Raw genomic sequence first — 24,431 nt, 5'->3', positions numbered from 1 at the left:
AGACCCCGTCGTCCGCAAGGACGGCGGGGTTTTCCTTTGCGCGGCGACCCTGTAGCGAGAGCCGCGACAAGGAGACCCCGCCCATGAAGACCCGTGCCGCCGTCGCATTCGAAGCCAAGAAGCCGCTGGAGATCGTCGAGGTCGACCTCGAAGGCCCGAAGGCGGGCGAGGTGCTGGTCGAGATCATGGCGACCGGCATCTGCCACACCGACGCCTATACGCTCGACGGTTTCGACAGCGAGGGCATCTTCCCGTCGATCCTGGGGCATGAAGGCGCCGGCATCGTCCGCGAGGTCGGCCCGGGGGTGACCTCGGTCAAGCCCGGCGACCATGTCATCCCGCTCTACACCCCCGAATGCCGCCAGTGTAAGTCGTGCCTCAGCGGCAAGACCAACCTGTGCACCGCGATCCGCGCGACCCAGGGCAAGGGGCTGATGCCCGACGGGACCAGCCGCTTCAGCTACAAGGGGCAGTCGATCTTCCATTATATGGGCTGCTCGACCTTCTCGAACTTCACCGTACTGCCCGAGATCGCGGTCGCGAAGATCCGCGAGGACGCGCCGTTCCAGTCGAGCTGCTATATCGGCTGCGGCGTGACCACCGGGGTCGGCGCGGTGATCAACACCGCCAAGGTCCAGGTCGGCGACAATGTCGTGATCTTCGGGCTGGGCGGCATCGGCCTCAACGTGATCCAGGGTGCGCGGCTGGCCGGCGCCAACAAGATCATCGGCGTCGATATCAACCCCGACCGCGAGGAGTGGGGCCGCCGCTTCGGCATGACCGACTTCCTCAACACCCGTGGCATGAGCCGCGAGGACATCGTCGCGAAGATCGTGCTGATGACCGACGGCGGCGCCGACTATACGTTCGACGCCACCGGCAATACCGAGGTGATGCGTACTGCGCTCGAGGCCTGCCACCGCGGCTGGGGCACCTCGATCATCATCGGCGTCGCCGAAGCCGGCAAGGAGATCGCCACCCGCCCGTTCCAGCTGGTGACGGGGCGCAACTGGCGCGGCACCGCCTTCGGCGGCGCCAAGGGCCGCACCGATGTGCCGAAGATCGTCGATATGTACATGACCGGCAAGATCGAGATCGACCCGATGATCACCCATGTCATGGGCCTCGAGGAGATCAACAAGGGCTTCGACCTCATGCACGCCGGCGAAAGCATCCGATCGGTCGTCGTCTTCTGATCGCGCGGCGATGAATCCGTCCGACTGGATATTGACGCTCGCCTGCGCCGATCGGGTGGGGATCGTTGCGCGGGTCAGTGGTTTCCTTGCCGCGCGCGGCGGGTTCATCGTCGACAGCCAGCAATATGCCGATCTGGAGACCGGCCGTTTCTTCATGCGGGTGGTCTTCCAGGCGAATGAGGGCGACTCCGCAGATGGCGGAGCGTTGCGCGCCGGTCTCGCCGCGGTCGGCACCGAACTCGGCCTCGACTGGCAGTTGTTCCGCGCCGCCGACCGACCGCGCGCGGTGATCGCGGTGTCGAAGGGTTCGCACTGTCTCAACGACCTGCTTCACCGCTGGCGCACCGGTACGCTGGGCGTCGAGATCGTCGCGGTGGTCTCGAACCACGATGTGCTGCGTCCGCTGGTCGAGTGGCACGGCCTGGCCTTCCATCATCTGCCGGTCGCCGCCGATGCCCGCGCCGCGCAGGAATCGGCGATCGAGGCGGTGATGGCGGATGCCGGCGCCGGCCTGCTCGTGCTCGCGCGCTATATGCAGGTGCTGTCGCCCGATTTCGTGGCGCGGCTCGAAGGGCGCTGCATCAACATCCATCACAGCTTCCTGCCCGGCTTCAAGGGCGCCCGGCCCTATCACCGCGCGCATGCGCGCGGCGTGAAGCTGATCGGCGCGACCGCGCATTTCGTCACCGCCGATCTCGACGAGGGGCCGATCATCGAACAGGCGGTCGAGCGGGTCGATCACCGCGCTTCGGTCGACGACATGATCCGCATCGGCCGCGACATCGAGGCGCAGGTGCTGGCCCGAGCGGTCAACGCGGTCGGCGAGCGGCGGCTTTTTCTCAACGGCAACCGGACGGTGGTATTTCTATGACGATCGAAACGGTTTCGACGGCGCTGGCGTTCGGCGGGGTCCAGGGCGTCTATCGCCACCGCAGTTCGGCGACCGGCACCGACATGGTGTTCAGCGTCTATGTGCCGCCGCATGCCGAGGGGGCGACGCTGCCGGTGGTCTGGTATCTGTCGGGCCTGACCTGCACCCATGCCAATGTCACCGAGAAGGGCGAATATCGCCGCGCCTGCGCCGAACTCGGGCTGATCCTCGTCGCGCCCGATACTTCGCCGCGCGGCGAAGGCGTCGCCGACGATCTCGAAGGCGCCTATGATTTCGGGCTCGGCGCGGGTTTCTATGTCGATGCGACCGAGCCGCCCTTCGCGGCAAATTACCGGATGTGGTCCTATGTGACCGAGGAACTGCCGGCGATCGTCGCTACCGAATTCCCGGCCGACATGGCGCGCCAGTCGATCATGGGCCATTCGATGGGCGGGCATGGCGCGCTCACCATCGGCCTGACCTATCCCGATCGCTTCGCCGCGGTCTCGGCATTCGCGCCGATCGTCGCGCCCGGCCAGGTGCCATGGGGCGAGAAGGCGCTCGGCGGTTATCTCGGCAGCGATCGCGCGGCATGGCGTGCGCATGATGCGGTCGCGCTGATCGAGGATGGCGCGCGGCGCAAGGATCTGCTCGTCGACCAGGGCGAGGCCGACAGCTTCCTCGAAGGCCAGCTCAAGCCCGACCTGCTGGTCGCCGCCTGTGCCGATGCCGGCATCGAACTGACGCTGCGGCTCCAGCCCGGCTATGACCACAGCTATTATTTCATCTCGACCTTCATGGCCGACCATCTGCGCTGGCATGCGGAGCGGCTGGGGTGAAATGGCTCTGGCCGATCCGCCCGCGCCGGGCGGCGGACGAACTCGACGATGCGGTCGGCCATATGGCTGACCGCTGGCAGGATTTCCGCCAGAGCAGCGGCATCGCTACGAATGTCCATTTGCGCGATCAGCTCGCTTTTTTCGCGCCGACGCTCGAGCCCGATCTGCAGCGGGCTTTTCCACGGCTGGTCCATGTCGGCGACGAGGTGATGCTGATGCTGCTGGCCCAGGCGGTGCTACAATCGGGGACGCACAGCCGGCGTCAGATCGAAACGGCGCTCGGCATCGTCCTGCCTTGAGCGATCAAACGGCCAGCCGGGTGGTCAGCTTCACCTCTTCGATCACCGCATAGGTCCGGGTCTCGCGGACCCCGGGCATGGTGGTGAGCACGTCGCCGAGAAAGGCGCGATAGGCGACCATGTCCGAGACGCGGACCTTGAGCAGATAATCGAAGCCGCCCGCGACCATATGGCATTCGAGCACCTGCGGCACCCGGCGGACATGGTCGGAAAAGGCGGCGAACACATCGTCGGTGGTGCGGTCGAGCATGACCTCGATGAAGATCATCAGCGCCTGACCGAGCTTGGCGGGGTCGAGCAGCGCGGTGTAACCGGTGATCACGCCGCGCTCGCGCAGCCGCTTGACCCGGTCGAAGCAGGCGGCCGGAGAAAGGCCGCATCGCTCGCTCAACCCCTGGTTGGTGATGCGGCCATCCTCCTGCAGCACACGCAGCAGGCGGCGATCGGTGTCGTTGATCGGATGATATTTCGGCTCGGTCATGATTTTTCCACCGTAACTTCGCTTACAATGGCAATAATACGAAGCACATTCGGTATAAAGCGGAATATACGCTCGATCACTCGGTAACGAGTGGGATGTCATACCCCCCGTTTCATCCCGAGCGCCGTCGAGGGGCCAGCCCCCCACCCCCAAATGTTCCCTCGACGGCGCTTACCGAACCGATCTACCGCCGATGCGTTGCCTGTCGGCCGGGACCATAACCCCCTTCTGGAGAGCGAGATGGCGAGCAGGATTTCGGGCTGGGACATGATCGACGCCGGCAAATATGCCGACGAAGCCGATATCATCCGCCAATTGCTCGATCGCCAGCCGCTGAACGACAACGCGCGCGCTTCGGTGGTGGCCGAGGCGATCGCACTGGTCGACGCCGCGCGCGACATGACCCGCAAGCAGGGCGTGGTCGAAAGCTTCCTCCAGCAATTCTCGCTCGGCACCCGCGAGGGGCTGGCGCTGATGTGCCTCGCCGAGGCGCTGCTGCGGACCCCCGATGCCGACACCCGCGACCGGCTGATCGCCGAGAAGATCGGTTCGGCCGACTGGGCCAGCCATATCGGCCAGTCGGACAGTCTGTTCGTCAATGCCTCGACCTGGGGGCTGATGCTGACCGGGCGGCTGATCGATGTCGACGACCAGGCCAGGCGCGATCTCGGCGGTTTCCTCAAGCGGGTGACCGCGCGGATCGGCGAGCCGGTGATCCGTCAGGCGGTCGGCGCCGCGGTGCGGATGATGGGCGAACAGTTCGTGCTCGGCCGCACGATCGGCGACGCGCTCGCCCGGTCGAAGAAGGAGGATTATCTCTGTTCGTTCGACATGCTCGGCGAAGGCGCGCGGACCGCAGCCGACGCGGCGCGCTATGAGCGCATCTATGCCGACGCGATCGAGGCTGTCGGCAAATCGAGCAAGGGCGCCGGACCCGAACTCGGCCATGGCGTCTCGGTCAAGCTGTCGGCGCTCTGTCCGCGCTACGAGGCGGTCCAGGAAGCGCGCGTCTGGGACGAGCTTTATCCGCGCATCGTCCGGCTCGCGCTGATCGCCGCCCGCCACGACCTCAATTTCGCGATCGACGCCGAGGAGGCCGACCGGCTGGTGCTGTCGCTCAAGCTGGTCGACCGGCTGGCGCGCGAGCCCGAACTGGGCGGTTGGACTGGCCTCGGCGTCGTCGTCCAGGCCTATCAGAAGCGCGGGCCGCAGGTGATCGCGGCGCTGGCGAAACTTGCTTCCGACACCGGCCGCCGGATCATGGTGCGGCTGGTCAAGGGCGCCTATTGGGACAGCGAGATCAAGAAGGCCCAGGTCGCGGGGCGCCCCGACTATCCGGTCTACACCACCAAGGCGGCGACCGACCTGTCCTATCTGGTCTGTGCCCAGGCGCTGATCGATGCATCGCCTGCGCTCTATCCGCAATTCGCGACGCATAACGCGCATACGCTGGCGGCGGTGCGGACGATGGCGGCGGCGAAGGGGGTGACGATCGAGCATCAGCGGCTGCACGGCATGGGCGAGGCGCTCTACCGCGCCGCCGAGGATCGCTATGGCAAGTTGCGGCTGCGCGCCTATGCGCCGGTCGGCGGCCATGAGGAGTTGCTGCCCTATCTGGTCCGCCGCCTGCTTGAAAATGGCGCCAACACCAGCTTCGTTCACGCTTTGCTCGACGAGAAGGTGCCGGCCGATCTGGTCGTCGCCGATCCGGTCAGCGCGGTTCTGGCGCATCCCGAACGCCATGCGCGGATCGCGCTGCCGGCCGATATCTATGGCCCGACCCGCAAGAATCCGCTGGGCCGCGATTACAGCATCGTCGAAGAACGCGCCGCCGCGGCGCGGATGTCGACGCTGGTCGCGGGCGAACGCATCACCGCCGGGGCGATCGTCGGCGGCGCGCTGGTCGCGGCGCATCAGGAACCGGTCACCAGCCCGGCCGATCGCGGCTGGGTGATCGGCTATGCCGCCGAGGCGAGCATCGCCGACATCGATCGCGCGGCGGGGCTCGCACGCAAGGCGCAGCCGGCGTGGAACCGGATCGGCGGCGCCGGTCGCGCGGTCGTGCTGCGGGCGATGGGCGATGCGCTCGAGGCCGAAATGGACGCGCTGGTCGCACTGCTCTCGCTCGAGGCGGGCAAGACCCTCAACGACGGTGTCGCCGAGGTGCGCGAGGCGGTCGATTTCTGCCGCTATTATGCCGACCAGGCCGAGCGGCTGTTCGGCGCGCCGACGCCGCTGCCCGGACCGGTCGGCGAGGTGAACCAGTTGGAACTGGCGGGCCGCGGCATCTTCGCCTGCATCTCGCCCTGGAATTTCCCGCTTGCGATCTTCACCGGCCAGATCGTCGCCGCGCTGGCGGCCGGCAATGCCGTGCTCGCCAAGCCCGCCGAACAGACCCCGCTGATCGCGACCCGGGCAGTGCAACTGTTCCACCAGGCCGGGCTCGATCCGGCGCTGCTCGCGCTGCTGCCCGGCGATGGTGCCAGGGTCGGCGCGGCGCTGGTCGCGCATGAGGCGATCGATGGCGTCGCGTTCACCGGCGGCACCGAAACCGCCTGGGGAATCAACCGCGCGCTCGCGGCACGCAACGGGCCGATCGTGCCGTTCATCGCCGAGACCGGTGGTCTCAACGGCATGTTCGTCGACACCACCGCGCTCAAGGAGCAGGTGGTCGACGACGTCGTCCTGTCGGCTTTCGGATCGGCGGGGCAGCGCTGCTCGGCGCTGCGGCTGCTGTTCGTGCCGCACGACAGCGCCGACGAACTGGTCGCGACGCTGAAAGGCGCGATGGAGGCGCTGGTGATCGGCGATCCGACCGATCCGGCGACCGATGTCGGCCCGGTGATCGATGCCGATGCGAAGGCGGCGCTTGCGAAGCACCGGGCGCGGCTGCAGGCCGAGGCGAAGATCCTCCACGAATGCCCGGCGCCTGCCGGCGGCAATTATTTCGCGCCGATCCTCGCCGAAATCCCTTCGGCCGATTTCCTCGAGCGCGAGGTGTTCGGGCCGATCCTGCATGTCGTGCGCTATGATCCCGCCGATCTGGCGAAGGTCGCGGGCAAGCTGGCGGCGCGGCGCTACGGGCTGACGCTGGGCATCCACAGCCGGATCGAGCGCTTCGCCGCCGAGGTGCGCGAACTGGTGCCGGCGGGCAATGTCTATGTGAACCGATCGATCATCGGTGCGGTCGTCGGGGTGCAGCCCTTCGGCGGCGAAGGCCTGTCGGGCACCGGCCCGAAGGCCGGCGGCCCGCATGCGCTGCTGCGCTATGCGACCGAGCGTGCGCTTTCGGTCAACATCACCGCGCAGGGCGGCGATCCGGCCTTGCTCAACCTCTGAGCATCGGTCCTTCGAGGATCGCCCTGTGCGGCGTTGCGCGTGGCGATCATCATCATGCGTGCGATCAGCCCGCAGCCGATCGAACTGTCATTGCGCATCGACCCGTCCCCATGTGATGCCCCCACGCGCGGCCTTGCACGGTCGCGATGACGGTCATGTGACAGGGATATGGACGAAGCATGACAGCGGCTTTCCTGCCGGCGATCGCCTTGGGGGCCATTCTGGGCGGTGTGGTCGGCAGCTTCGTCGCGGCGCTGGTGCTGCGCTGGGGCGAAGGCCGCTCGGCGATGCGCGGTCGGTCCTGCTGCGACCATTGCGGGGTTCGGCTCGGTCCGGTCGAACTTGTCCCTTTGCTCAGCTTCGCCGTGCAGCGCGGGCGGGCGCGATGCTGTGGCGCGCCGATCGACCGCTTTCACCTGTGGGTGGAACTGGCCGGCGTCGCGATCGGCGTATCGGCCTTCCTGCTTGCCGAGCCGACCGCCGCGCTGGCTGGCGCTTGCTTCGGCTGGGGGCTGCTCGCGCTGGCGCTGCTCGATCTGCGGCATTTCTGGTTGCCCGATCGGATCGTGGTCCCGCTCGGTCTGCTCGGACTGGCGATGGGCTGGCTCGGCGTGGGCGCGCCTTTCGCCGACCGGCTGATCGGTGCCGCGGCGGGCTTTGCCGCGCTTGAACTGGTGCGCCTGTCCTATCGCGCGCTCCGCCATCGCGACGGGCTCGGGGCGGGCGATGCCAAGCTGTTCGCGGCGATCGGCGCCTGGCTCGGCTGGCGGGCCTTGCCGGCGGTCATGCTGGCGGCGTGCCTGATCGGCCTGGCGGCGGCACTGCTGTTGGCGGCGCGGGGGCAGCGGGTTTCGGCGACGTCGCGCTTGCCGCTGGGGCTGTTCCTGAGCGTAGCGGCGTGGCTGACCTGGTGCCTGGCCATGTCATGACACCGGGCATTCATGGCCCCGCAGCCGGAAGGACGGGAACAGCCCGAACGATCGCCGCGTTATACTGGTCATCATATGTTCTGGAGAGAGACATGGCCGAAGTGAACCGCGACGAACATGTCGTCGTCGAGAAAAGCAGCCTGAACATCGGCGGCATCATCGCCGCGATCGCCTTGCTGCTGCTGGTGCTGGGATTGCTGAAATTCCTGGGCGTATCGCCGCTCTGATCGATATCGTTTTTGTTTCGCCGGCGTAGCGACGTTAAGCCTTTGGTGCGATCGGTCGGGTAGAAGTATCCCCTTGATGGGGTATGTGGCGATGTCCGTGCAGAAATACTGGTCGAGCAGCGCCGGCTGATCGCCGCCGTCGAACGGATCGAGGCGATCGCGGATGGCGGCTGCGCCGAGGGTGGGGTCGCGAAGAGCGACGATCGCTGGGATTTCACGCGCCAGTTGATGTTGTTCCTGTCGCACCTCGACAGCGGCGTGCTGCTGCCGCTGATCAGCGATCCGCGCGCCGATGCCGTCCGCAAGGCGCTGCGCGCGAGCGAACGGCTTCATGCCTTCCATGAGGATTTTCTAGCGCACGCCCATCGCTGGCAGGGACGGCCGAGCGCCTCACGCTGGGGCGAATATTGCCGCGCGATCGTCGCGCTGATGGCGCGGTTGCGGACCCTCCTGGCCGAGGTCGAACGCGATCTCTACCCGTTGCTGCCGGCCCATCCCGCGACGGAAGCCGTGCGTCGACCCTCCAATTTCGCCGCGGCGGCCTGGTCGGTCCGCGATATCCTTTATCCCGATGGCGACGGTCGCGCGGGCTGACGGAACAAGCCGGACGCGCTAACGTCTGGCAGGTGATGGCACAGTGGATCGAGGCTTCCCCGCAGGGCATATATATACGCCCTGCCGATGCGTGGATCGATCCGTCGATCCCCGTCGACCGCGCGCTGATCACCCATGGCCATGCCGACCATGCCCGCGGCGGGCACGGCATGAACTGGGCGACCCCCGAAACGCTGGCGATCATGGCGCTGCGCTACGGCACCACCGAAGGCACGCCGGTTGGTTATGGCGAGACGGTCCGGCTGGGGCATAAGGGGGAAAATGTCGATCTGACATGGATACCCGCCGGCCATGTGCTCGGCTCGGCGCAGATCCTGATCGAACATTCCGGCGAACGGGTCGTGGTGACCGGCGATTACAAGCGCCGTGCCGATCCCACCTGCGCTCCGTTCGAGCCGACGCCATGCGACATCCTGATCACCGAGGCGACCTTCGGCCTGCCGGTGTTCCGTCATCCGCCGATCGGGCAGGAGATCGACCGGTTGCTCGGCGCTCTCCACGCCGCGCCCGACCGCTGCGTGCTGGTCGGCGCCTACGCCCTGGGCAAGGCGCAGCGGGTGATTCGCGAACTGCGCGATCATGGCCATGGCGATCCGATCTACATCCATGGCGCGATGGAGCGGATGTGCGATCTCTATCGTGATTTCGGCGTCGACCTGGGCGAACTGGTCCCCGCGACCGCGGCTTCGGCGGATCAGATGCGCGGCAGGATCGTGGTGTCGCCGCCGTCGGCGCTCAACGATCGCTGGTCGCGACGGCTGCCCGATCCGATCAGCGCGATGGCGTCGGGCTGGATGCGGGTGCGCCAGCGCGCACGACAGAAGAATGTCGAACTGCCGCTGGTCATCTCCGACCATGCCGATTGGGACGAACTCACTGCGACGATCCGCGAGGTCGCGCCGAGCGAGACCTGGGTCACCCATGGCCGCGAGGAGGCGCTGGTCCACTGGTGCGGGCTCCAGCAGATCAAGGCGCGGGCGCTGGCGCTGGTCGGCTATGAAGACGAGGATGAGGGATGAGGGCCTTTTCCCAGCTGCTCGACGGCCTCGTCTACACCCGCTCGCGCAACGCCAAGCTGACGCTGATCGCCGATTATATGCGGACCGCACCCGATCCCGATCGCGGATGGGCGCTGGCGGCGCTGACCGGCGATCTCGACCTGCCCGCGGTCAAGGCCGCCGCGATCCGTGCGATTGTCGAGGAGCGGGTCGACCCGGCGTTGTTCGCGATGAGCCGCGACTATGTCGGCGATCTCGCCGAGACCGTCGCGTTGCTTTGGCCCAAGCGGATCGACCAGCCTGCCGAGATCGACGACGGATCGCTGGCGCTCGCCGCCGTGATCGACCGGCTGATGCGCCTGGGGCGTGCCGATGCGCCGGCGGTGCTCGGCGAGATGCTCGATCATCTCGATGCGAGCGGGCGTTTCGCGCTGCTGAAGCTCGCCACCGGTGGCCTGCGCGTCGGCATCTCGGCGCGACTCGCCAAGACCGGCTTCGCGCAGGCCTTCGGGCTCGAGGTCGACCAGGTCGAAGAGGTGTGGCACGCGCTGCGACCGCCTTATGCGTCGCTGTTCGCCTGGGGGCAGGGCGGCGCCCGGCCCGATCCGCGCGGCACGCCGTTCTTTCGCCCGTTCATGCTCGCCCATCCGCTCGAGGATGGCGAGGTCGATCTCGCCGATTATGTCGCCGAATGGAAATGGGACGGCATCCGCGTCCAGATCGTCGGCACCGGCCGCGAGGTTCGCCTCTATAGCCGCGCCGGCGACGACATCACCGCGACCTTCCCCGATATCGCGGGGGCCTGCGCCGGGGTGCACGCGGTGCTCGACGGCGAGCTCCTCGTCCAGGGTGAGGCGCAGGGGGCGGCCGAACATGGCGGCTCGGCGGCCTCGTTCAACGCGCTCCAGCAACGGCTCGGGCGCAAGAATGTCTCGGCGAAGATGCTGTCCGATTATCCTGCCTTCGTCCGGCTCTACGACATATTGCTCGATGGCGACGAGGATCTGCGCGAACTGGGCTGGGAAGCGCGGCGGGCGCGGCTGGAGGCATTTGCCGGGCAGCTCGATCCGGCGCGCTTCGACGTCTCGGCGGTGATCCCGGTCGCCGATTTCGCGACGCTTGGCGATATCCGACTGTCGTCGCGCGAGGCGGCGATCGAAGGGGTGATGCTCAAGCGCCGCGACAGCCCCTATGTGCCCGGGCGGCGAACCGGGCTCTGGTATAAATGGAAGCGCGATCCGCTGACGATCGACGGGGTGATGATGTACGCCCAGCGCGGCCATGGCAAAAGGTCGAGCTTCTATTCGGACTATACCTTCGGCTGCTGGTCCGACGATGGCGAGCTGTTGCCGGTCGCGAAGGCCTATTCGGGCTTTACCGACGAGGAGCTGAAATGGCTCGATGCATTCGTGCGCAACCATACGACCGCGCGCTTCGGGCCGGTGCGCGAGGTCGAAAAGACGCTGGTCGTCGAACTGGCGTTCGACAGCATCCATGACAGCAAGCGCCACAAATCGGGGGTGGCGATGCGTTTTCCGCGGATCGCGCGCATCCGCCGCGACAAGCCGGCCGCCGAAGCCGACACGCTCGCCACGCTGCGGGCAATGATCGCTTAGCGAACCCCCATCCGGATCAGCACTTCGCGCGGGATCGCAAAATCGTCGATCACCGCCTGGGCGTTGCGCAGGCCGCACAGTTCGCGCTGGATCAGCAAGCCATGGGCGTGGTCGGCGGCAGTCTTGAGCAGAGCGTCGCGTTCGGCGGGATCGCCACAGGCGGCGAGCGCGGCGAGGCTGCGTTCGAGCAACCGGCCGGCATGGCCGAGCGAGCTCGCCTTTTCGGCGACGATCGCCTGTTCGATGGCGGCGACGGCATCCGAGCCGGAACCGCCGAGGCTTTGAGGCAGGCGAAACGACATGACCGTCAGATAGGCTTTGCCGGCATTCGCGGCAAGGATTCGGCGAGGCCGGGTGGCTTTACCTCGGGTTTGAAGTGTATTATGTGGGCAACACACAAAGAATATTGGGGGAGTGTCTTGGGTTCACCATCTTCGGCCGGATCGCGCCTGTCGCGCCCGGCGCCTGCGCTGGCCTGCTATGGTGCGCTCTGGGCGATAGCGACCGGCTATCTCGCGCTGCGCGGCGCCGACTGGGTATTTCCGATCGTCTCGCTGCTGGTTTTCGGCGGGCTGCTTTCCGCCCTCGCGCTCTGGCTGACCCGCCGGACCGATGCGCCGGCGGCACCGGTCCCACGGCCTGCGGTCGAGACGATCGCGGTGCTCGCCTATCTGCTCTTCTATGCGGTGGTCGTGCTCGGTTGGGGGCTCGGCGCGGTGAAGGCGCTCTATCCCGAGGGGGCGGCGCGGCAGATCGTCGAACTGCTCTTCAAGCTGGTCGTCCATGTCGGGCTACCGATCGCTTTGCTGCTCGTACTGCGCAGCCCGGTCCGACCCTTGTTCGAAGCCGGCTTCGGGCGCCGCGGCGTATCGGCGACGTTGATCGTTCTGGGCGGCATATTGATCGGCTTGGTCGCACTGGTGAGTCCGAGCCTTTCCGATATCGCGAAGACCGGCGCTGCGCCGGCGATGCTCGCTGCGGGAATTGCCGGCAGCTTCGTCTGGATGGCGATCGAAGCCGGTGTCTGCGAGGAATTCCTGTTCCGTGCGGTGCTGCAGTCGCGGCTGAGCGCATTGCTCGGTTCGCCGATCGCGGGAGTCGTCACGGCCTCGCTGCTGTTCGCGCTGGCGCATGCGCCGGGCCTCTATCTGCGTGGTGGACCCGGCGTCGATGGCTGGTCGACCGATCCGCTCCAGGTCGCGGCCTTCACGATCGCGACGCTGTCGCCGATCGCGGTGCTGTTCGGGACCCTATGGGCGCGGACCCGCAGCTTCCTGCTGATCGTGCTGCTCCATGCCTGCGTCGACGTGCTGCCGAACGGAGCCGAGTTCATCCGGATCTGGTTTTGACCTCCCCAGTCTGGGTCTAAAACCAGCCCGCCGCTTTGAGCATGGGGGCGAAGCTGCGGCTGACGGGGGCAGCGATATCGCCCTTCAGCCGCACGTCGCCGCCACCGCGCCGCCATTTCACCGTCTCGATCGCATCGGCGGCGACCCACCAGGATCGATGGACCTGGAAGCCGTGGGCGCCGCCCAGTTCGGCCAGCGCATCGGTGAAGCGCATCGTCACCAGTTCGTTGCCGGCATCGGTATGGACGCGCAGATAATGGTCATGCGCCTCGACCGCGATCAGTTGCGCGGTGCGGCGGCGGGCGGAGAGGCGGCGGCGAAAGGCGGCCTCGGCTTCGGGAAGCGGCGGTTCGACGATGGTCCGGGTCTCGACGATCGCCGCCGGACGGCGCCAGGCGAGTGCACGTACCGCCATCACCGGCAGCGAGATCATGAACACATTCCACAGATTGCCGAGCCAGGGGCGCAGGCCGAGCGGTATGCTGCCGAGCAGATGGCCGGTGATCTGGACGAGCAACGCGACCGCGGGCGTCATCAATATCGACACGACCAGCAGCCGGCGCCATGGCGTGCCGATCCGGCGTCCCAGACCCTCGTCGATCCCGATCCCGATCAAGCCGCCGCCGACGATGCAGATCAGCCAGTAGAGATGGCGTGGCCATGGCGGCAGTTTCTCGGTGTCATAAGGCCCGATCGCCCCCAGGAAGACGCCGATCGCGACGAGGATCGCCAGTTCGGCGAGCGGCCGGCGCCAATGGATCAGCAGGGGCGGCATCGTTGGTTCACGGCTTTCGCACCACTCGCGCAAATTGGGCACCACTCGCGAAACCCAGCCTAGCCGCCGGTCGGAAGGCCCGCAATCTCGGGCGATCGGTAGACACGGGCTGGAAGGTTCAGGGGATGAAGGTCACAGGCAAGCGAACGTCATGGGTGGTGATGACGGTGTCGAGCATGGGCGTCGCGCTCTTTTCCTACCGCTATCTGATCGGGGTCGGGCCGCTTTCGTCCGAGATTCTCGCCAACCTGTTCGCGCGGCCGTTCCTGGTGCTGCATGTCGCCGGGGCCTGCACCGCGCTGCTGCTCGGACCATTCAACTTCGTGTCGTCGATCCGGCGACGCTGGCCGGTGGCGCACCGCGCCATCGGGCGGACCTATGTGCTCGCCTGTCTCGCCGGCGGCGCCGGTGGGCTGGTGCTGGCCTTCGGCAGCACCGCGGGGCCGATCGCAGGGTTGGGGTTCGGCAGTCTCGCGCTCTGCTGGATCGTCGCCAATATCGAAGGATGGCGCAGCGCGATGGCGCGGCGGTTCGACGCGCACCGTGCCTGGATGATCCGGTCGTTCGCGATGACGTTCGGCGCGGTGACGCTCCGCCTCTATCTGCCGCTGTTCCCGCTGCTCGGGGTTTCCTTTATCGACGGCTATCGCGCGGTGTCGTTCCTGTGCTGGATACCCAATCTGATCCTCGTCGAATATGGGATCCGCAAGGCCGCTATCCGCCGGCGTGACCGCGACGCCGGGATCGGCGGTCCATCGATGGTTGCGGCCGATATGTGATCGGAAGAGACCGAGGCATCCTTGAGCGATTTGCCGTCAGTCGAGATAGGCGAATTCGAGATTGCCCCATCGCCGTCCGGCGAACCGTAGCGGGATCGCGATCGATTTGACCGGTCGATAGCGTCCCCCGCCCAGATTCTGGCGATAGGTGTCGAGCACGAAATCGGCCTCGCTTCGCAGATTGGCCGCGGTCTGCTCGTCCATGAAGAAACGGCGGTTGCGGCAATGCTCGGCGTTCCACAGCGGGTCGGCGCCCTGGGGAAGCGATTTGGCCGAGATATGGGTTGGCAGGAAGCCGTTGATGTCGACCATCGCGGTCGCCAGGATCCGGCGGTCGCGGGTGATGGTGCGATCGATGATCGGACGGACATGAGCATCGGCGAAGGGCACGAAGCCGGTGAGGAACTGCTTGGGATCGCTGCCGGCAATTTCGCGATAAGCCGTGTCGAACAGCTGCTCGATCATGATCTCGCCGCGCCGGATCGCACCTTCGACGATCCGGGCGATCTCGTCCGCGGTCTGGCGCGCCAGGTCGATGAAGGGACTGTCGGCGGTCGGTACGCCGATGTGCGAAACCCGGTCGAGCAGCCCGTTCGACATCTTCTCGAGCGTCTGGAGCCTTTGATTGGCGCCGCGGATCTCGGTGCTGTTGGTCCGCGCAGCGCCGCCGAGATCGGTCAGCCCGACCTGCAGATCATGGACGTTGCGGCGGATCGTCGTCGCGCGGGTGGCGATGTCCGACGTCCGCCCGTCGAGCTCGTCGACGAAGTCGAGCGTCTCGCCGAGCACCAGCGACAGTTCGGCGGTCCGGCTGCGCGCCTCGCCGCCGCTCTGGACCCCGGCGTCGATCTCGGCACCGATCGATTCGGCCTCGCGCGAGAGCTGGTCGATGGTGCGCGCGATCCGTTCGGTCGCCTGACGCGTGTCCGAGGCGAGCTTTTTCACTTCGCTTGCGACCACCGCGAAGCCGCGGCCCGCATCGCCGGCGCGAGCGGCCTCGAGGGTGGCATTGAGCGCGAGAAGATTGGTCTGGCGGCCGATCTTGTCGATGCCCGCGGCGACGTTCTGGACCTGCCGCAGCGCCACTTCGAGCCGGTCCATCCGGTCGCCGAGGCGGATGACGAGGTCGGTCAGGCCGCCGAAGGTCTCGATCGCGCCATCGACGACGGGCCGCGACCGCTGGAGATGATGACGTGCCTGGCCGGCGAACTCGCGCGCCTCGGCCGAGGCCCCCGCGACATGCTCCTGCTCGTCGAGCAGATCCTTGGCGGCCCGTTCGAGCTGTCCGAGCAGTTGCGCCTGGGCATCGATGCCGTTGCTGACGTCGACCAGCTTGCCGCCGACATCGCTGCACTCGACCGCGAACCGGCCACAGCCATGGGCGATCTCGCCGATGGCTGTCTGGAGTCCGTCGGTCTCCGGCTGAACGGCGAGCGCAGTTTTCATCGATCCGGACGATAGCGGCCCAATGGTAAAAAATATGTTGCCGGAGCGGGGCGCGAGCGCGTTTTTCCGGGGAAAATCAGCGTGTTTCGTTACGCCCGCGCCGATATGCGGCATCGCCTGGGAACCGGACGCGCCTTGGGGCTTTGAATCCGGGAATCGTTACGCAAGAGGAATCATTCGATGGCCGCGCGCGCCTATTGGACCGGACAGATCAGGCTGGCGCTCGTCTCGATTCCGGTCGAGATCTACAGCGCGACCAAAAGCTCGGCGCAGATCAGCTTCCACCAGATCCACGAGCCGTCGGGCAAACGCATCAAATATGAGAAGGTGGTCCCCGGGGTCGGGCCGGTCGATGCCGACGAGATCCTCAAGGGCTATGAGATCGAGAAGGGCGAATATGTCCTGCTTGAGCAGGACGAGATCGATGCGGTGAAGCTCGAATCGAAACGGACGCTCGAACTGACCCAGTTCGTCGATGCGAGCGAGATCGACGTGCTCTATTATGAGAAACCCTATTTCGTCGTGCCTGCCGACGAACTCGCCGAGGAGGCGTTCATCGTGTTGCGCGAGGCGCTGCGCCGCACCGCCAAGGTCGGGCTGGGCCAGCTTGCGATGCGGGGGCGCGAATATGTGGTGAGCCTGAAGCCGTGCGGCCGCGGGCTCGTGCTCGAAACGCTGCGCTATGCCGACGAGGTCAACAAGGCGCAGGGCTATTTCCGCGATATCCCCGACCACAAGCCCGACGAGGACCTGCTCGATCTCGCCGAGACGCTGATCGAGAAGAAGAGCGGCAAGTTCGACGCGAAGATCTTCCACGATCGCTATGTCGACGCGCTCAAGGGGCTGATCGAGAAAAAGCGCAAGGCCAAGGGCAAGCATATCATCGAAGAGGTCGAGCCGGCCGCGAGCGGTCGCAAGAGCAACGTCATCGACCTGATGGCGGCGCTCAAGAAGTCGGTCGACGGTGGCGGCGGTGCCGCCACACCACCGGCCAAGTCCGCCGCGCGCAAATCGCCGGCAGCCAAGACGCCGGCGCGCAAACGGGCCTGATCGCGATGGCCGACGCGCTCGCCGAATATCGTCGCAAGCGTGACTTCGCGAAGACCGCCGAGCCGGCCGGCGAGATCGGCAAGGGCGGCGGCAACCGCTTCATCGTCCAGAAGCATGATGCCAGCCGGCTCCATTACGACTTCCGGCTCGAGGTCGACGGGGTGCTCAAGAGCTGGGCGGTGACGCGTGGCCCCAGCCCCAATCCCGATGACAAGCGGCTCGCGGTGCGGACCGAGGATCATCCCTTGTCCTATGCCGATTTCGAGGGAACGATCCCCGCCAGGGAATATGGCGGCGGCACCGTGATGCTGTGGGACAGCGGTCACTGGGCGCCGGTCGCGGGCAAGAGCGCGAAGGATCTCGACAAGGGGCATCTCCACTTCATCCTCGATGGCGAGCGGATGAAGGGCGAGTGGCTTTTGATCCGGCTGAAGCCAAGGGCGACCAGGTCGGGCGGCAAGGAACGCGGCGAGAACTGGCTGTTGCGCAAGATCGACGACGCCCATGCCGGCGGCAGCGACGATCTGGTCGCGCGCGAACTGACCAGCGTGAAGACCGGCCGGACGATGGCCGAGATCGCTGCGGACAAGGCGGGCGAGACAAGCCTGAAGGACAAGAAGGGCAAGGCGTTCGATGCGGCGATGACAGCGGCCGATGTCCATGCGCTCGCCGCGGCACGTCGTCCCCGCGTGGAGGGCGAAAGGCTTCCCGCTTTTCGCAAGCCGCAACTCGCGACCCTCGTCGATCATGTGCCGAGCGGGAAGGACTGGATCCACGAGATCAAATATGACGGCTATCGCTGCCTTGTCGCGGTGTCCGGCGGGGCAGTGAAGATCTACACCCGCACCGGGCTCGACTGGACCGATCGTTTCGCGCCGGTCGCCGAGGCGATCGCCGCGCTCGACCTGCCGTCGGCGCTGATCGACGGCGAGATCGTGAGCCTGGACGAAGATGGCAATCCAAGCTTTTCGGGCCTTCAGAAAGCCCTCAAGGGCGAAGGGGGAAGCTTCACCTTCTTCGCCTTCGACCTGCTCTCGGACGATGGTGAGGATCTCACCGGGCGATCGAATGTCGAGCGCAAGCAGCGGCTCGCGGCCTTGCTGCCGGGCGACGACCCGATCGTCCGGCTGGCCGATCATGTCGTCGGCGCCGGCGAGAAGCTGTTCGATGCGATGTGCGCCGCGGGCCAGGAAGGGATCATCTCCAAGAAGGCCGACGCCCCCTATCGCGGTGCGCGAACCGCGGCCTGGCTCAAGGTCAAATGTACGCGACGCCAGGAGTTCGTGATCATCGGCTGGAGTGCGAGCAGCGCGAAGAGCCGCCGCTTCCGCTCGCTCCTCGTCGCCCAGCACAAGGACGGCAAGCTCGTCTATGCCGGCAAGGTCGGCACCGGCTTCGACAACGCCACGCTGGCGATGCTCGCGGCCGAGTTCGACAAGCGGCCGGTGGGCAAACCGGCGGCACCGGTCCCGCGGGCGGAGGCGCGCGGTGCGCATTGGGTGAAGCCCGATCTCGTGGCCGAGATCGCCTTTGCCGAATTCACCGCCGACGACGTGCTGCGCCATGCCAGCTTCATCGGGCTGCGGTCCGACAAGAAAGCGAAAGAGGTGGTTCGCGAGGAGGCAAAGCCGCTCGACGACGTGATCGCGAAGGCCAAGCCTGCCGAATTCCGCATTACCAGCCGCGAACGGGTGATCTTTCCGGAATCGGGTCAGACCAAGGGCGACCTCGCCGATTATTATGCGGCGATCGGTGCGCTGATCCTGCCCTGGGTTGGCCATCGCCCGGTCAGCCTCGTGCGGTGCCCCGGCGGCCGGGCCAGGCAATGCTTTTTCCAGAAGCATGATTCGGGCAGTTTCGGCGATCAGGTTCGCCATGTCCCGATTGCCGAGAAGGACGGCAAGACCGAGGATTATCTCTATATCGATACGATCGAAGGCGTGCTCGCCTGCGTGCAGATGGGGACGATCGAATTCCATGGCTGGGGATCGCGGATCGACGATGTCGAGCGCCCCGACCGGATGATCTTCGATCTCGATCCCGATGCCGGGCTCGACTTCGCCGATGTGAGGAAGGCGGCGCATGATATCCGGGATCATCTGGCGGACATCGGGCTGGTGAGCTTTCCGATGCTGTCGGGCGGCAAGGGCGTTCATGTCGTGGTGCCGCTCGCCCCGCAGGCCGATTGGGAAACGGTCAAGGATTTCAGTCGGCGTTTCGCGATGGCACTGGCGGAGGCTGAGCCCGATCGTTTCGTCGCGACCATGTCCAAGGCGAAGCGGGTCGGCCGGATCTTCATCGACTATCTGCGCAACCAGCGCGGCGCGACCGCGGTGGTCGCTTATGGTGCCCGCGCCCGCGAACATGCGCCGGTCGCGGCACCCGTCGGCTGGGACGAACTCGACGATTTCGACAAGGGCGGCGCGTTCACGATCCGGGACGTCGACCGCCTGGTCGAGCGGTCGGGATCGCCGGCGCTCAGAGGCTGGGGGCTCGCCGATCAGACATTGCCCGCATTGTGAGAAAGCCGGTCGAGCGGTTGACCATGGCAGAATGCCTGAAGGAGGGACGATGTTCGTCGCGGTCTACTGGTGGCGGGTGCATCCGGGCAAGGAAGAGCAGTTCCGGCGGGCATGGCGGCGCGGAACCGACCTGATCCGCGATATCTATGGCAGTTACGGGTCACGGCTGCACCGTGATGCCGATGGCCGGTTCGTCGGCTATGCCGAATGGCCCGACGAGGAGACATGGCGCCGCGCCTTCGATCGCAAGATGGTCTATGACGAACCCGAAACCCGCGCCGCCTTCGTCGATGCGATCGCCGAGGTGCCGGCGGACGCCGATCCGATCTTCACGATGACCGTGACCGACGATCTGCTCGTCAGGCGCCTGCCGTCCGGTTGAAGCTGTCCGGATCGGGCGGGGTGCGCGGCACCGGCTCGCCCGGGGGGAGCGAACCGGTGCCGGTGGGGGGCGCATAAGCAGCAACATTACACACGCATAAGCAACTGGCGGTCTTTGGACGTGCGGGCGGCGCGCCAGAACCGCAGGCGTGCCGGTAGGGTAATCCTAGAAAGAGGCGTCGCTGCGCTGCTGCAGTTCGCGTGCCCGCTGTTGATAGCGGTCCGCCAACTGGAGATGCGTCTGCTGAAGCGTCGCATCATTGGTCTTGGCAGCGGCACTGCGCTCGCGCGCTTCGCGCTCCAGATAGAGCCGATGTCCCTGGCCGTCGTCGATCTCGATCATGGGCAACCCCTCGCCCGTATTAACTAACGAGGGTCTTGATAACGATTGCAGATTTGCCCGCAAGCAGCGCGATGCCTGCTTTTCAATTGTTTACATGATCGCCGCGCCGGCCCGTTCGCGCGGCATGGCCGGGTAAGGATCAGGCGTCGGCCCAGCGCCGCAGCAGATTATGGTATACCCCGGTCAATCGGATGATGTCGGGATCGGCCTGGCCGCGATCGATGGCGATCGACTGGATGCTCTGATCGAGTTCGAACAATGTCCGGCGCGCGCCATCGTCGCGGACCATCGACTGGATCCAGAAGAAGGAACAGGTTCGCTCGCCGCGGGTCACAGGGGTGACATGGTGCAGACTCGACGAAGGGTAGACGATCATGTCGCCCGCGCCGAGCTTGACGCTCTGCAGCCCGAAATTGCCCTCGATCACGAGATCGCCGCCGTCATAGCTGTCGGGATCGGCGAAGAAGAGCGTCGCCGACAGGTCCGAGCGAATCCGGAAGTCGGATCCGCGCCGGATCCGGATCGCATTGTCGACATGGGTGTCGAACCGTTCGCCGCCGGCATAGCGGTTGAACAAGGGCGGATAGATTTTGAGCGGCAGCGCCGATGCGATGAACAGCGGCGAACGCCCGAGCGCGTCGAGGATGATGTTGCCCAGCTTACGCGCGGGATCGCTTTCCTCGGGCAATTGGCGATTCTGTTTGGCGAGCGCCGACTGGTAGCCCGAGGTGACATTGCCATCGACCCATTCGGCATTGTCGAGGATCGTCCGGCAATCGGCGAGCGTCTGCGCGTCGAGAACGCCCGGTATCGCAATCAGCATGAAAGGATCAGCCCTTCAGGACGAAGGGGATCGTGATCGCGCCACGGACCGAGACCGGCTGGCCGCCCCTGATCAGCGGCTTCCACTGCCAGTTGCGCACGGCGCTCAGCGCGGCCTTGTCGAGGCGTTCGAAGCCGCTGCTGGTCGCCACCCGGATCTGGGAGACCAGGCCGTCGATTCCCACGGTCACGTCGAGGATCACGGTGCCCTGCTCGCGCCGCTTGCGGCTTTCCATCGGAAAGCGCGGCGGATCGATCTTGATCATGCTCGAATCGAAATCGTCGACGCTGACCGGTCCCGGCGGCGACGTCGGCGCGGCCTGTGCGACCACGGTCGCCTTGGGCGGCGGCGGGGCGGGGGCGGTGGCGACCGGCGGCGGCGCGGTGTTCACGGTGATGATCGGCGGCGGCGCGACGATATCGGGCTGCACCTTCTTGACCGGTTCGACCTTCTCGGGCGGGGCGGCGGGGGGCGGTGCCGGCTTCTCGATCACCAGGTCGACCAGCAGCGGCGATTTCTTGGTGTGGATCACGTTGATCACGTCGAGCTTCACCAGCGCGACCAGCCCGATCACATGGAGTGCGATGATCGCCGAGATCGCGGTCCAGTTCGGGGTCGAGCGGCCATCATAACGTTGCGGCGTCGCGACGGTCGGAGCCGGAGCGGGCGCCCCGCTGTCCTCGACGGGGGGGAAGCTGGCGCGGTAGGTCGCTTGCGCGTCCTGGCCGCCGGTCACCAAATCCAATGTCGCGTGCATAAGCCCTCCCGGCCTTGAAGCCGTGGATTTCCGCTACTGCGATTCGTATTGCAATTCAATCTCAATAAGGAATTTCGGAAACATCGCGCATGAAGAAAATGGCCCGCCTCCTTGGGAGAGGCGGGCCACCAGGGTCCTGCTGCCGGGTATAAGCGGGGCGCGCCCCCGGCAGCGGGGGGACTCAGAAGCTGTAGTAGAGGCTGAGCACGGCCGAGCGGTCCTCGCCGGGGGTCGCCCAGCCGCCGTTGCGGATGCTGGTGTAATATTTCTCGTTGGTGAAGTTCTGGACGTTCACCTGCGCGGTCAGCTTGTCGGTGACCGGATAGGACACGAACGCGCGGTGGGTCAGATAATCGTCCGAGCGGTAGGTCGGGGCGATCGCCGACGCACCGGCCACCAGCGGCGTGAGCAGCGCGCGGTTGGTGAGCAGGAAGCTGCCCTGGTAGGTCAGGCCGTAGCCGACCTGCAGCCCGAATCCGAAGGTGTAGGTGGTGAACAGGCTGCCCGAATGCTTCGGCGTGTTGGTGAGTTGCTGGCCCTTCTGCGGATCGCGCACGGCGGTGCTGTTGCCGCACGGGTTGGTGATCGTCGTGACGGGCGGAGTTCCGGTCGTCGTCGAGACCAGCCGCGGGTTGGCGAGGCAGCTGTCGGACACGCTCTGCAGCACTTCGCTGTCCAGATAGGTATAGTTGGCAAAGATCGACCACGCCGGGGTGATCTTGCCGCTGGCGCCGAGGGTCAGGCCGTCGACCCGGTTCTTGCCGTCATTGACCGGCAGCGATCCGATGAACGGATCGTTCGATGTGACGCGATAGTTGGTCCGCTCGTTGCGAAACAGCGACGCGGTGAGCTGCAGCTTGGCGTCGAACAGGTCGATCTTGCCGCCGATCTCGTAATTGACCGTCTGTTCCGGCTTGGCGCCGTTGCAGGGGTCGACGTTGAAGTTGGCGGCGGCCGCGAGGCCGCATCCCGCGCGGACGCTGGTTGCGGTCGGCGTCTTCGAATTGCCGTAGGCGACGTACAGGCTCGCGTTCGTTGCCGGCTTGTAGACCAAGCCGACCCGGTACGAGAACAGGTTGCTATGATCGTTCTGATCGCCGCCGGTGAGGTAGCGGCCGACCTGGCCGGCGGGGATCGCCACCAGCGGCGGGGTGATCGTATCGGAACGGAAGCCCGCCTTATTGTTTTCATAACGGGCGCCGGCATTGATCTCGAGCTGCTCGATCAGCTTCACCACGCCGAAGGCATAAGCTGCGACGTTGGTGAGTTCTCCGGTTTGATAGCCGGTCCTGGTGACGTTGATCGGCCCCGTGTAGATCGCGTTCGGATTGGCCAGATTGATGATGTTGAGCGTCGGGTTGGGCGCCGCGCCGCCCGGATTGCGCAGCACGTTGCCGGTGTTAAGATCGTAATCCTCCTTCAGGTAGGAGGCGCCGAGCACCAGCGAGTGGCCGCCGGCGAATTTGAGCGTCCAGTCGGCTTGGTCGAACATCGTGTTGTTGACCGAGAAGCGGAAATTGCCGCGCGGCCCGCCGGGATTATAGGTGCCGGCGGCCTGGCCGGCCGGGCAGGCGGCGCCGGTGGGCAGCGTGCCGTTGGCAAGGCAGATGTTCGGCCCCTGCGGCGGATCGACGACCAGGTCCTGCTTGACGCGCTGATAGCGCAGCAGGTTGCGGAAGCTCAGATTGTCGTTGAACTGATGGGCGAAGATGCCGGTCGCCTGGTCGACCGTCTGCTTCTGATAGTCGACATTCTTGAAGCCATAATAGCCCGAGTCCGGCACGCCCGGCAGCGGACCATCATAAATGGCGTTCTTGTAATAAGGGACGCCATATTGCGGGATATTGTCGTCATATTGATGGGTGTACATCACCGTCAGCGAGGTCGGACTGTCGATGCCGAAGGTGATCGCCGGCGAGACGCCCCAGCGCTTGTTGCGATCGAAATCGCGACCGGGAATGTCGTTCCTGTGCGCCATCGCGTTGAGGCGGACCGCGATGAAGTCGGACACGCGCAGATTGCTGTCAACGGTCGCGCGATAATATTGATCGGTGCCGATGCCGGCCTGCAGCACGGTGAGGTCGTCGGTCTTGGGGCGCTTGGTCACCAGGTTGATCGAGCCGCCGATCGAGCCTGAGCCGCCATAGACGCCATTGGCGCCGTTCACGACCTCGATCTGCTCGATATTATAGGGATCGGTGCGGCTGTACTGCGCGCTGTCGCGCACGCCGTCGATCTGGATGTCGTTGTTGGCGCTCTGGCCGCGCAGGTTGATGCTGTCACCATAGCCGCCGCCGCCTTCGCCGGCGCCGAAGGTGATGCCGGGGACGGTGCTGAGCACATCGCGCAGGGTCAGCAGATTCTGCTGGCGGATCGTCTGGTTGGCGATGACGGTGATCGTCTGGGGGGTATCGAGCAGCGGGCGGACATATTTGGGAGATTCCGCCTTTTCGACCTTCACGCTCTCGTCGATCGCGGTGTCGGTGACGGTGACCCCGCCCAGGCTCTTGGTCTCGTTCGGCGTGGCCGCTGGCGTCGCCGACTGGGCATAGCCCGGTGCCGAAGCGATCAGGCCGGCGCAGCTCAGCGCGATGAACGCCGGCGACGCCAAGGCCGCGGCACGCGATTCTTTAACGGACATTCGTCTTTTCCCCTTTGGTCGCATGGCACGGATCGCTCCGTCCGATGTGATGAAAGGGCTATTGATAATCACTCGCAATCGAGTCAACATAATTTTGCGTTTCACTCGCAACTGAAGCGAGCGTGAACGATTGCGAAACGCGCGGAAATGCGCTC

Annotated in this window: 23 protein-coding genes; 15 read left to right on the top strand and 8 right to left on the bottom strand. The window is 66.0% G+C overall.

Annotated elements, in window-relative coordinates:
* Positions 1-83 precede the first annotated feature (83 nt).
* Genes AC1RM6_RS21965 through AC1RM6_RS21950 form a run of 4 tightly spaced genes read left to right on the top strand, consistent with a single transcriptional unit; the run spans position 84 to position 3,205 of the window.
* Entirely contained in the window at positions 84-1,196 is a 1,113-nt protein-coding gene (locus AC1RM6_RS21965) for an S-(hydroxymethyl)glutathione dehydrogenase/class III alcohol dehydrogenase (protein WP_493105145.1), read from the top strand.
* Between the two features lie 10 nt (positions 1,197-1,206).
* Complete coding sequence (purU, locus tag AC1RM6_RS21960) at positions 1,207-2,067, top strand: formyltetrahydrofolate deformylase (protein ID WP_493105143.1); 861 nt, start codon at positions 1,207-1,209, stop codon at positions 2,065-2,067.
* A gap of 2 nt (positions 2,068-2,069) precedes the next feature.
* Positions 2,070-2,906 carry an S-formylglutathione hydrolase gene (fghA, locus tag AC1RM6_RS21955; protein ID WP_493105388.1) on the top strand — a complete coding sequence of 279 codons (837 nt, stop codon included), beginning with the start codon at positions 2,070-2,072 and terminating at the stop codon, positions 2,904-2,906.
* A complete protein-coding gene (locus AC1RM6_RS21950; RefSeq protein WP_493105141.1) occupies positions 2,903-3,205 on the top strand; it encodes a hypothetical protein in 303 nt (100 codons plus the stop codon). The genes fghA and AC1RM6_RS21950 overlap by 4 nt, the downstream gene beginning before the upstream one ends.
* Positions 3,206-3,209: 4 nt before the next feature.
* Here AC1RM6_RS21950 and AC1RM6_RS21945 read toward each other — a convergent pair whose 3' ends face one another.
* A complete protein-coding gene (locus AC1RM6_RS21945) occupies positions 3,210-3,686 on the bottom strand; it encodes an Lrp/AsnC ligand binding domain-containing protein (RefSeq protein ID WP_493105139.1) in 477 nt (158 codons plus the stop codon).
* A 240-nt stretch (positions 3,687-3,926) separates the two neighbouring features.
* On the opposite strand from AC1RM6_RS21945, the gene putA reads away from it, so the two are divergent.
* The 6 genes from putA to AC1RM6_RS21915 all read left to right on the top strand — a co-directional run bounded on the left by putA (position 3,927) and on the right by AC1RM6_RS21915 (position 11,410).
* Positions 3,927-7,025, top strand: a complete 3,099-nt coding sequence (gene putA, locus AC1RM6_RS21940) for a bifunctional proline dehydrogenase/L-glutamate gamma-semialdehyde dehydrogenase PutA (RefSeq protein WP_493105137.1) — start codon at positions 3,927-3,929, stop codon at positions 7,023-7,025.
* 179 nt (positions 7,026-7,204) lie between these two features.
* Positions 7,205-7,954 carry a prepilin peptidase gene (locus tag AC1RM6_RS21935; protein ID WP_493105135.1) on the top strand — a complete coding sequence of 250 codons (750 nt, stop codon included), beginning with the start codon at positions 7,205-7,207 and terminating at the stop codon, positions 7,952-7,954.
* 92 nt (positions 7,955-8,046) lie between these two features.
* Positions 8,047-8,181 (top strand): hypothetical protein, encoded by a 135-nt coding sequence (locus AC1RM6_RS21930; RefSeq protein WP_493105133.1) that lies wholly within the window; start codon positions 8,047-8,049, stop codon positions 8,179-8,181.
* Between the two features lie 228 nt (positions 8,182-8,409).
* Entirely contained in the window at positions 8,410-8,775 is a 366-nt protein-coding gene (locus AC1RM6_RS21925) for a hypothetical protein (protein ID WP_493105132.1), read from the top strand.
* 35 nt (positions 8,776-8,810) lie between these two features.
* On the top strand, positions 8,811-9,815 hold the full coding sequence (locus AC1RM6_RS21920; RefSeq protein WP_493105130.1) for a ligase-associated DNA damage response exonuclease: 1,005 nt from the start codon (positions 8,811-8,813) through the stop codon (positions 9,813-9,815).
* The gene (locus AC1RM6_RS21915) at positions 9,812-11,410 is read left to right on the top strand and encodes a cisplatin damage response ATP-dependent DNA ligase (RefSeq protein WP_493105128.1); all 1,599 of its coding nucleotides are present in this window, start codon (positions 9,812-9,814) and stop codon (positions 11,408-11,410) included. Before AC1RM6_RS21920 ends, AC1RM6_RS21915 begins: the two co-directional genes overlap by 4 nt.
* On the opposite strand, the gene AC1RM6_RS21910 is transcribed toward AC1RM6_RS21915, so the two are convergent.
* Positions 11,407-11,712: a DUF6665 family protein gene (locus AC1RM6_RS21910; RefSeq protein ID WP_493105126.1), complete on the bottom strand. Its 306-nt coding sequence runs from the start codon at positions 11,710-11,712 to the stop codon at positions 11,407-11,409. The genes AC1RM6_RS21915 and AC1RM6_RS21910 overlap by 4 nt on opposite strands.
* Positions 11,713-11,829: 117 nt before the next feature.
* Here AC1RM6_RS21910 and AC1RM6_RS21905 point away from each other — a divergent pair, with 117 nt between their 5' ends.
* Entirely contained in the window at positions 11,830-12,759 is a 930-nt protein-coding gene (locus tag AC1RM6_RS21905; RefSeq protein WP_493105124.1) for a CPBP family intramembrane glutamic endopeptidase, read from the top strand.
* Between the two features lie 16 nt (positions 12,760-12,775).
* Here the strand turns inward: AC1RM6_RS21905 and AC1RM6_RS21900 are convergent, their stop codons facing one another.
* Entirely contained in the window at positions 12,776-13,534 is a 759-nt protein-coding gene (locus AC1RM6_RS21900) for a LytTR family DNA-binding domain-containing protein (RefSeq protein ID WP_493105123.1), read from the bottom strand.
* A 125-nt stretch (positions 13,535-13,659) separates the two neighbouring features.
* Between AC1RM6_RS21900 and AC1RM6_RS21895 the strand changes: the two genes are divergently transcribed.
* Positions 13,660-14,313 (top strand): DUF2306 domain-containing protein, encoded by a 654-nt coding sequence (locus AC1RM6_RS21895; RefSeq protein ID WP_493105121.1) that lies wholly within the window; start codon positions 13,660-13,662, stop codon positions 14,311-14,313.
* 36 nt (positions 14,314-14,349) lie between these two features.
* Here AC1RM6_RS21895 and AC1RM6_RS21890 read toward each other — a convergent pair whose 3' ends face one another.
* Positions 14,350-15,759, bottom strand: a complete 1,410-nt coding sequence (locus AC1RM6_RS21890) for a methyl-accepting chemotaxis protein (protein WP_493105119.1) — start codon at positions 15,757-15,759, stop codon at positions 14,350-14,352.
* 180 nt (positions 15,760-15,939) lie between these two features.
* On the opposite strand from AC1RM6_RS21890, the gene ku reads away from it, so the two are divergent.
* Genes ku through AC1RM6_RS21875 form a run of 3 tightly spaced genes read left to right on the top strand, consistent with a single transcriptional unit; the run spans position 15,940 to position 19,713 of the window.
* Positions 15,940-16,809: a non-homologous end joining protein Ku gene (ku, locus tag AC1RM6_RS21885; RefSeq protein ID WP_493105117.1), complete on the top strand. Its 870-nt coding sequence runs from the start codon at positions 15,940-15,942 to the stop codon at positions 16,807-16,809.
* 5 nt (positions 16,810-16,814) lie between these two features.
* Positions 16,815-19,331: a DNA ligase D gene (gene ligD / locus AC1RM6_RS21880; protein ID WP_493105115.1), complete on the top strand. Its 2,517-nt coding sequence runs from the start codon at positions 16,815-16,817 to the stop codon at positions 19,329-19,331.
* Between the two features lie 49 nt (positions 19,332-19,380).
* Positions 19,381-19,713, top strand: a complete 333-nt coding sequence (locus tag AC1RM6_RS21875) for an antibiotic biosynthesis monooxygenase family protein (protein ID WP_493105113.1) — start codon at positions 19,381-19,383, stop codon at positions 19,711-19,713.
* Between the two features lie 165 nt (positions 19,714-19,878).
* Here the strand turns inward: AC1RM6_RS21875 and AC1RM6_RS21870 are convergent, their stop codons facing one another.
* The 4 genes from AC1RM6_RS21870 to AC1RM6_RS21855 all read right to left on the bottom strand — a co-directional run bounded on the left by AC1RM6_RS21870 (position 19,879) and on the right by AC1RM6_RS21855 (position 24,276).
* The gene (locus tag AC1RM6_RS21870) at positions 19,879-20,055 is read right to left on the bottom strand and encodes a hypothetical protein (RefSeq protein WP_493105111.1); all 177 of its coding nucleotides are present in this window, start codon (positions 20,053-20,055) and stop codon (positions 19,879-19,881) included.
* 139 nt (positions 20,056-20,194) lie between these two features.
* Positions 20,195-20,878 (bottom strand): Fe2+-dependent dioxygenase, encoded by a 684-nt coding sequence (locus tag AC1RM6_RS21865; protein WP_493105109.1) that lies wholly within the window; start codon positions 20,876-20,878, stop codon positions 20,195-20,197.
* A 7-nt stretch (positions 20,879-20,885) separates the two neighbouring features.
* Complete coding sequence (locus tag AC1RM6_RS21860) at positions 20,886-21,635, bottom strand: energy transducer TonB (RefSeq protein WP_493105107.1); 750 nt, start codon at positions 21,633-21,635, stop codon at positions 20,886-20,888.
* 181 nt (positions 21,636-21,816) lie between these two features.
* A complete protein-coding gene (locus AC1RM6_RS21855) occupies positions 21,817-24,276 on the bottom strand; it encodes a TonB-dependent receptor (RefSeq protein ID WP_493105105.1) in 2,460 nt (819 codons plus the stop codon).
* Positions 24,277-24,431: the final 155 nt, after the last annotated feature.

The organism is Rhizorhabdus sp. GW822-FHT03C02 (assembly GCF_058801765.1).
This window is presented reverse-complemented; position numbering and strand designations above follow the sequence as displayed.

What these genes read in the sequence shown, in the direction of transcription:
- AC1RM6_RS21965 (WP_493105145.1), top strand. Translation starts at nt 84, where the DNA reads ATGAAGACCCGTGCCGCCGTCGCATTCGAAGCCAAGAAGCCGCTGGAG.
- purU (WP_493105143.1), top strand. Translation starts at nt 1,207, where the DNA reads ATGAATCCGTCCGACTGGATATTGACGCTCGCCTGCGCCGATCGGGTG.
- AC1RM6_RS21945 (WP_493105139.1), bottom strand. Translation starts at nt 3,686, where the DNA reads ATGACCGAGCCGAAATATCATCCGATCAACGACACCGATCGCCGCCTG.
- putA (WP_493105137.1), top strand. Translation starts at nt 3,927, where the DNA reads ATGGCGAGCAGGATTTCGGGCTGGGACATGATCGACGCCGGCAAATAT.
- AC1RM6_RS21935 (WP_493105135.1), top strand. Translation starts at nt 7,205, where the DNA reads ATGACAGCGGCTTTCCTGCCGGCGATCGCCTTGGGGGCCATTCTGGGC.
- AC1RM6_RS21930 (WP_493105133.1), top strand. Translation starts at nt 8,047, where the DNA reads ATGGCCGAAGTGAACCGCGACGAACATGTCGTCGTCGAGAAAAGCAGC.
- AC1RM6_RS21925 (WP_493105132.1), top strand. Translation starts at nt 8,410, where the DNA reads ATGTTGTTCCTGTCGCACCTCGACAGCGGCGTGCTGCTGCCGCTGATC.
- AC1RM6_RS21920 (WP_493105130.1), top strand. Translation starts at nt 8,811, where the DNA reads ATGGCACAGTGGATCGAGGCTTCCCCGCAGGGCATATATATACGCCCT.
- AC1RM6_RS21915 (WP_493105128.1), top strand. Translation starts at nt 9,812, where the DNA reads ATGAGGGCCTTTTCCCAGCTGCTCGACGGCCTCGTCTACACCCGCTCG.
- AC1RM6_RS21910 (WP_493105126.1), bottom strand. Translation starts at nt 11,712, where the DNA reads ATGTCGTTTCGCCTGCCTCAAAGCCTCGGCGGTTCCGGCTCGGATGCC.
- AC1RM6_RS21900 (WP_493105123.1), bottom strand. Translation starts at nt 13,534, where the DNA reads ATGCCGCCCCTGCTGATCCATTGGCGCCGGCCGCTCGCCGAACTGGCG.
- AC1RM6_RS21895 (WP_493105121.1), top strand. Translation starts at nt 13,660, where the DNA reads ATGAAGGTCACAGGCAAGCGAACGTCATGGGTGGTGATGACGGTGTCG.
- AC1RM6_RS21890 (WP_493105119.1), bottom strand. Translation starts at nt 15,759, where the DNA reads ATGAAAACTGCGCTCGCCGTTCAGCCGGAGACCGACGGACTCCAGACA.
- ku (WP_493105117.1), top strand. Translation starts at nt 15,940, where the DNA reads ATGGCCGCGCGCGCCTATTGGACCGGACAGATCAGGCTGGCGCTCGTC.
- ligD (WP_493105115.1), top strand. Translation starts at nt 16,815, where the DNA reads ATGGCCGACGCGCTCGCCGAATATCGTCGCAAGCGTGACTTCGCGAAG.
- AC1RM6_RS21875 (WP_493105113.1), top strand. Translation starts at nt 19,381, where the DNA reads ATGTTCGTCGCGGTCTACTGGTGGCGGGTGCATCCGGGCAAGGAAGAG.
- AC1RM6_RS21870 (WP_493105111.1), bottom strand. Translation starts at nt 20,055, where the DNA reads ATGATCGAGATCGACGACGGCCAGGGACATCGGCTCTATCTGGAGCGC.
- AC1RM6_RS21865 (WP_493105109.1), bottom strand. Translation starts at nt 20,878, where the DNA reads ATGCTGATTGCGATACCGGGCGTTCTCGACGCGCAGACGCTCGCCGAT.
- AC1RM6_RS21860 (WP_493105107.1), bottom strand. Translation starts at nt 21,635, where the DNA reads ATGCACGCGACATTGGATTTGGTGACCGGCGGCCAGGACGCGCAAGCG.
- AC1RM6_RS21855 (WP_493105105.1), bottom strand. Translation starts at nt 24,276, where the DNA reads ATGTCCGTTAAAGAATCGCGTGCCGCGGCCTTGGCGTCGCCGGCGTTC.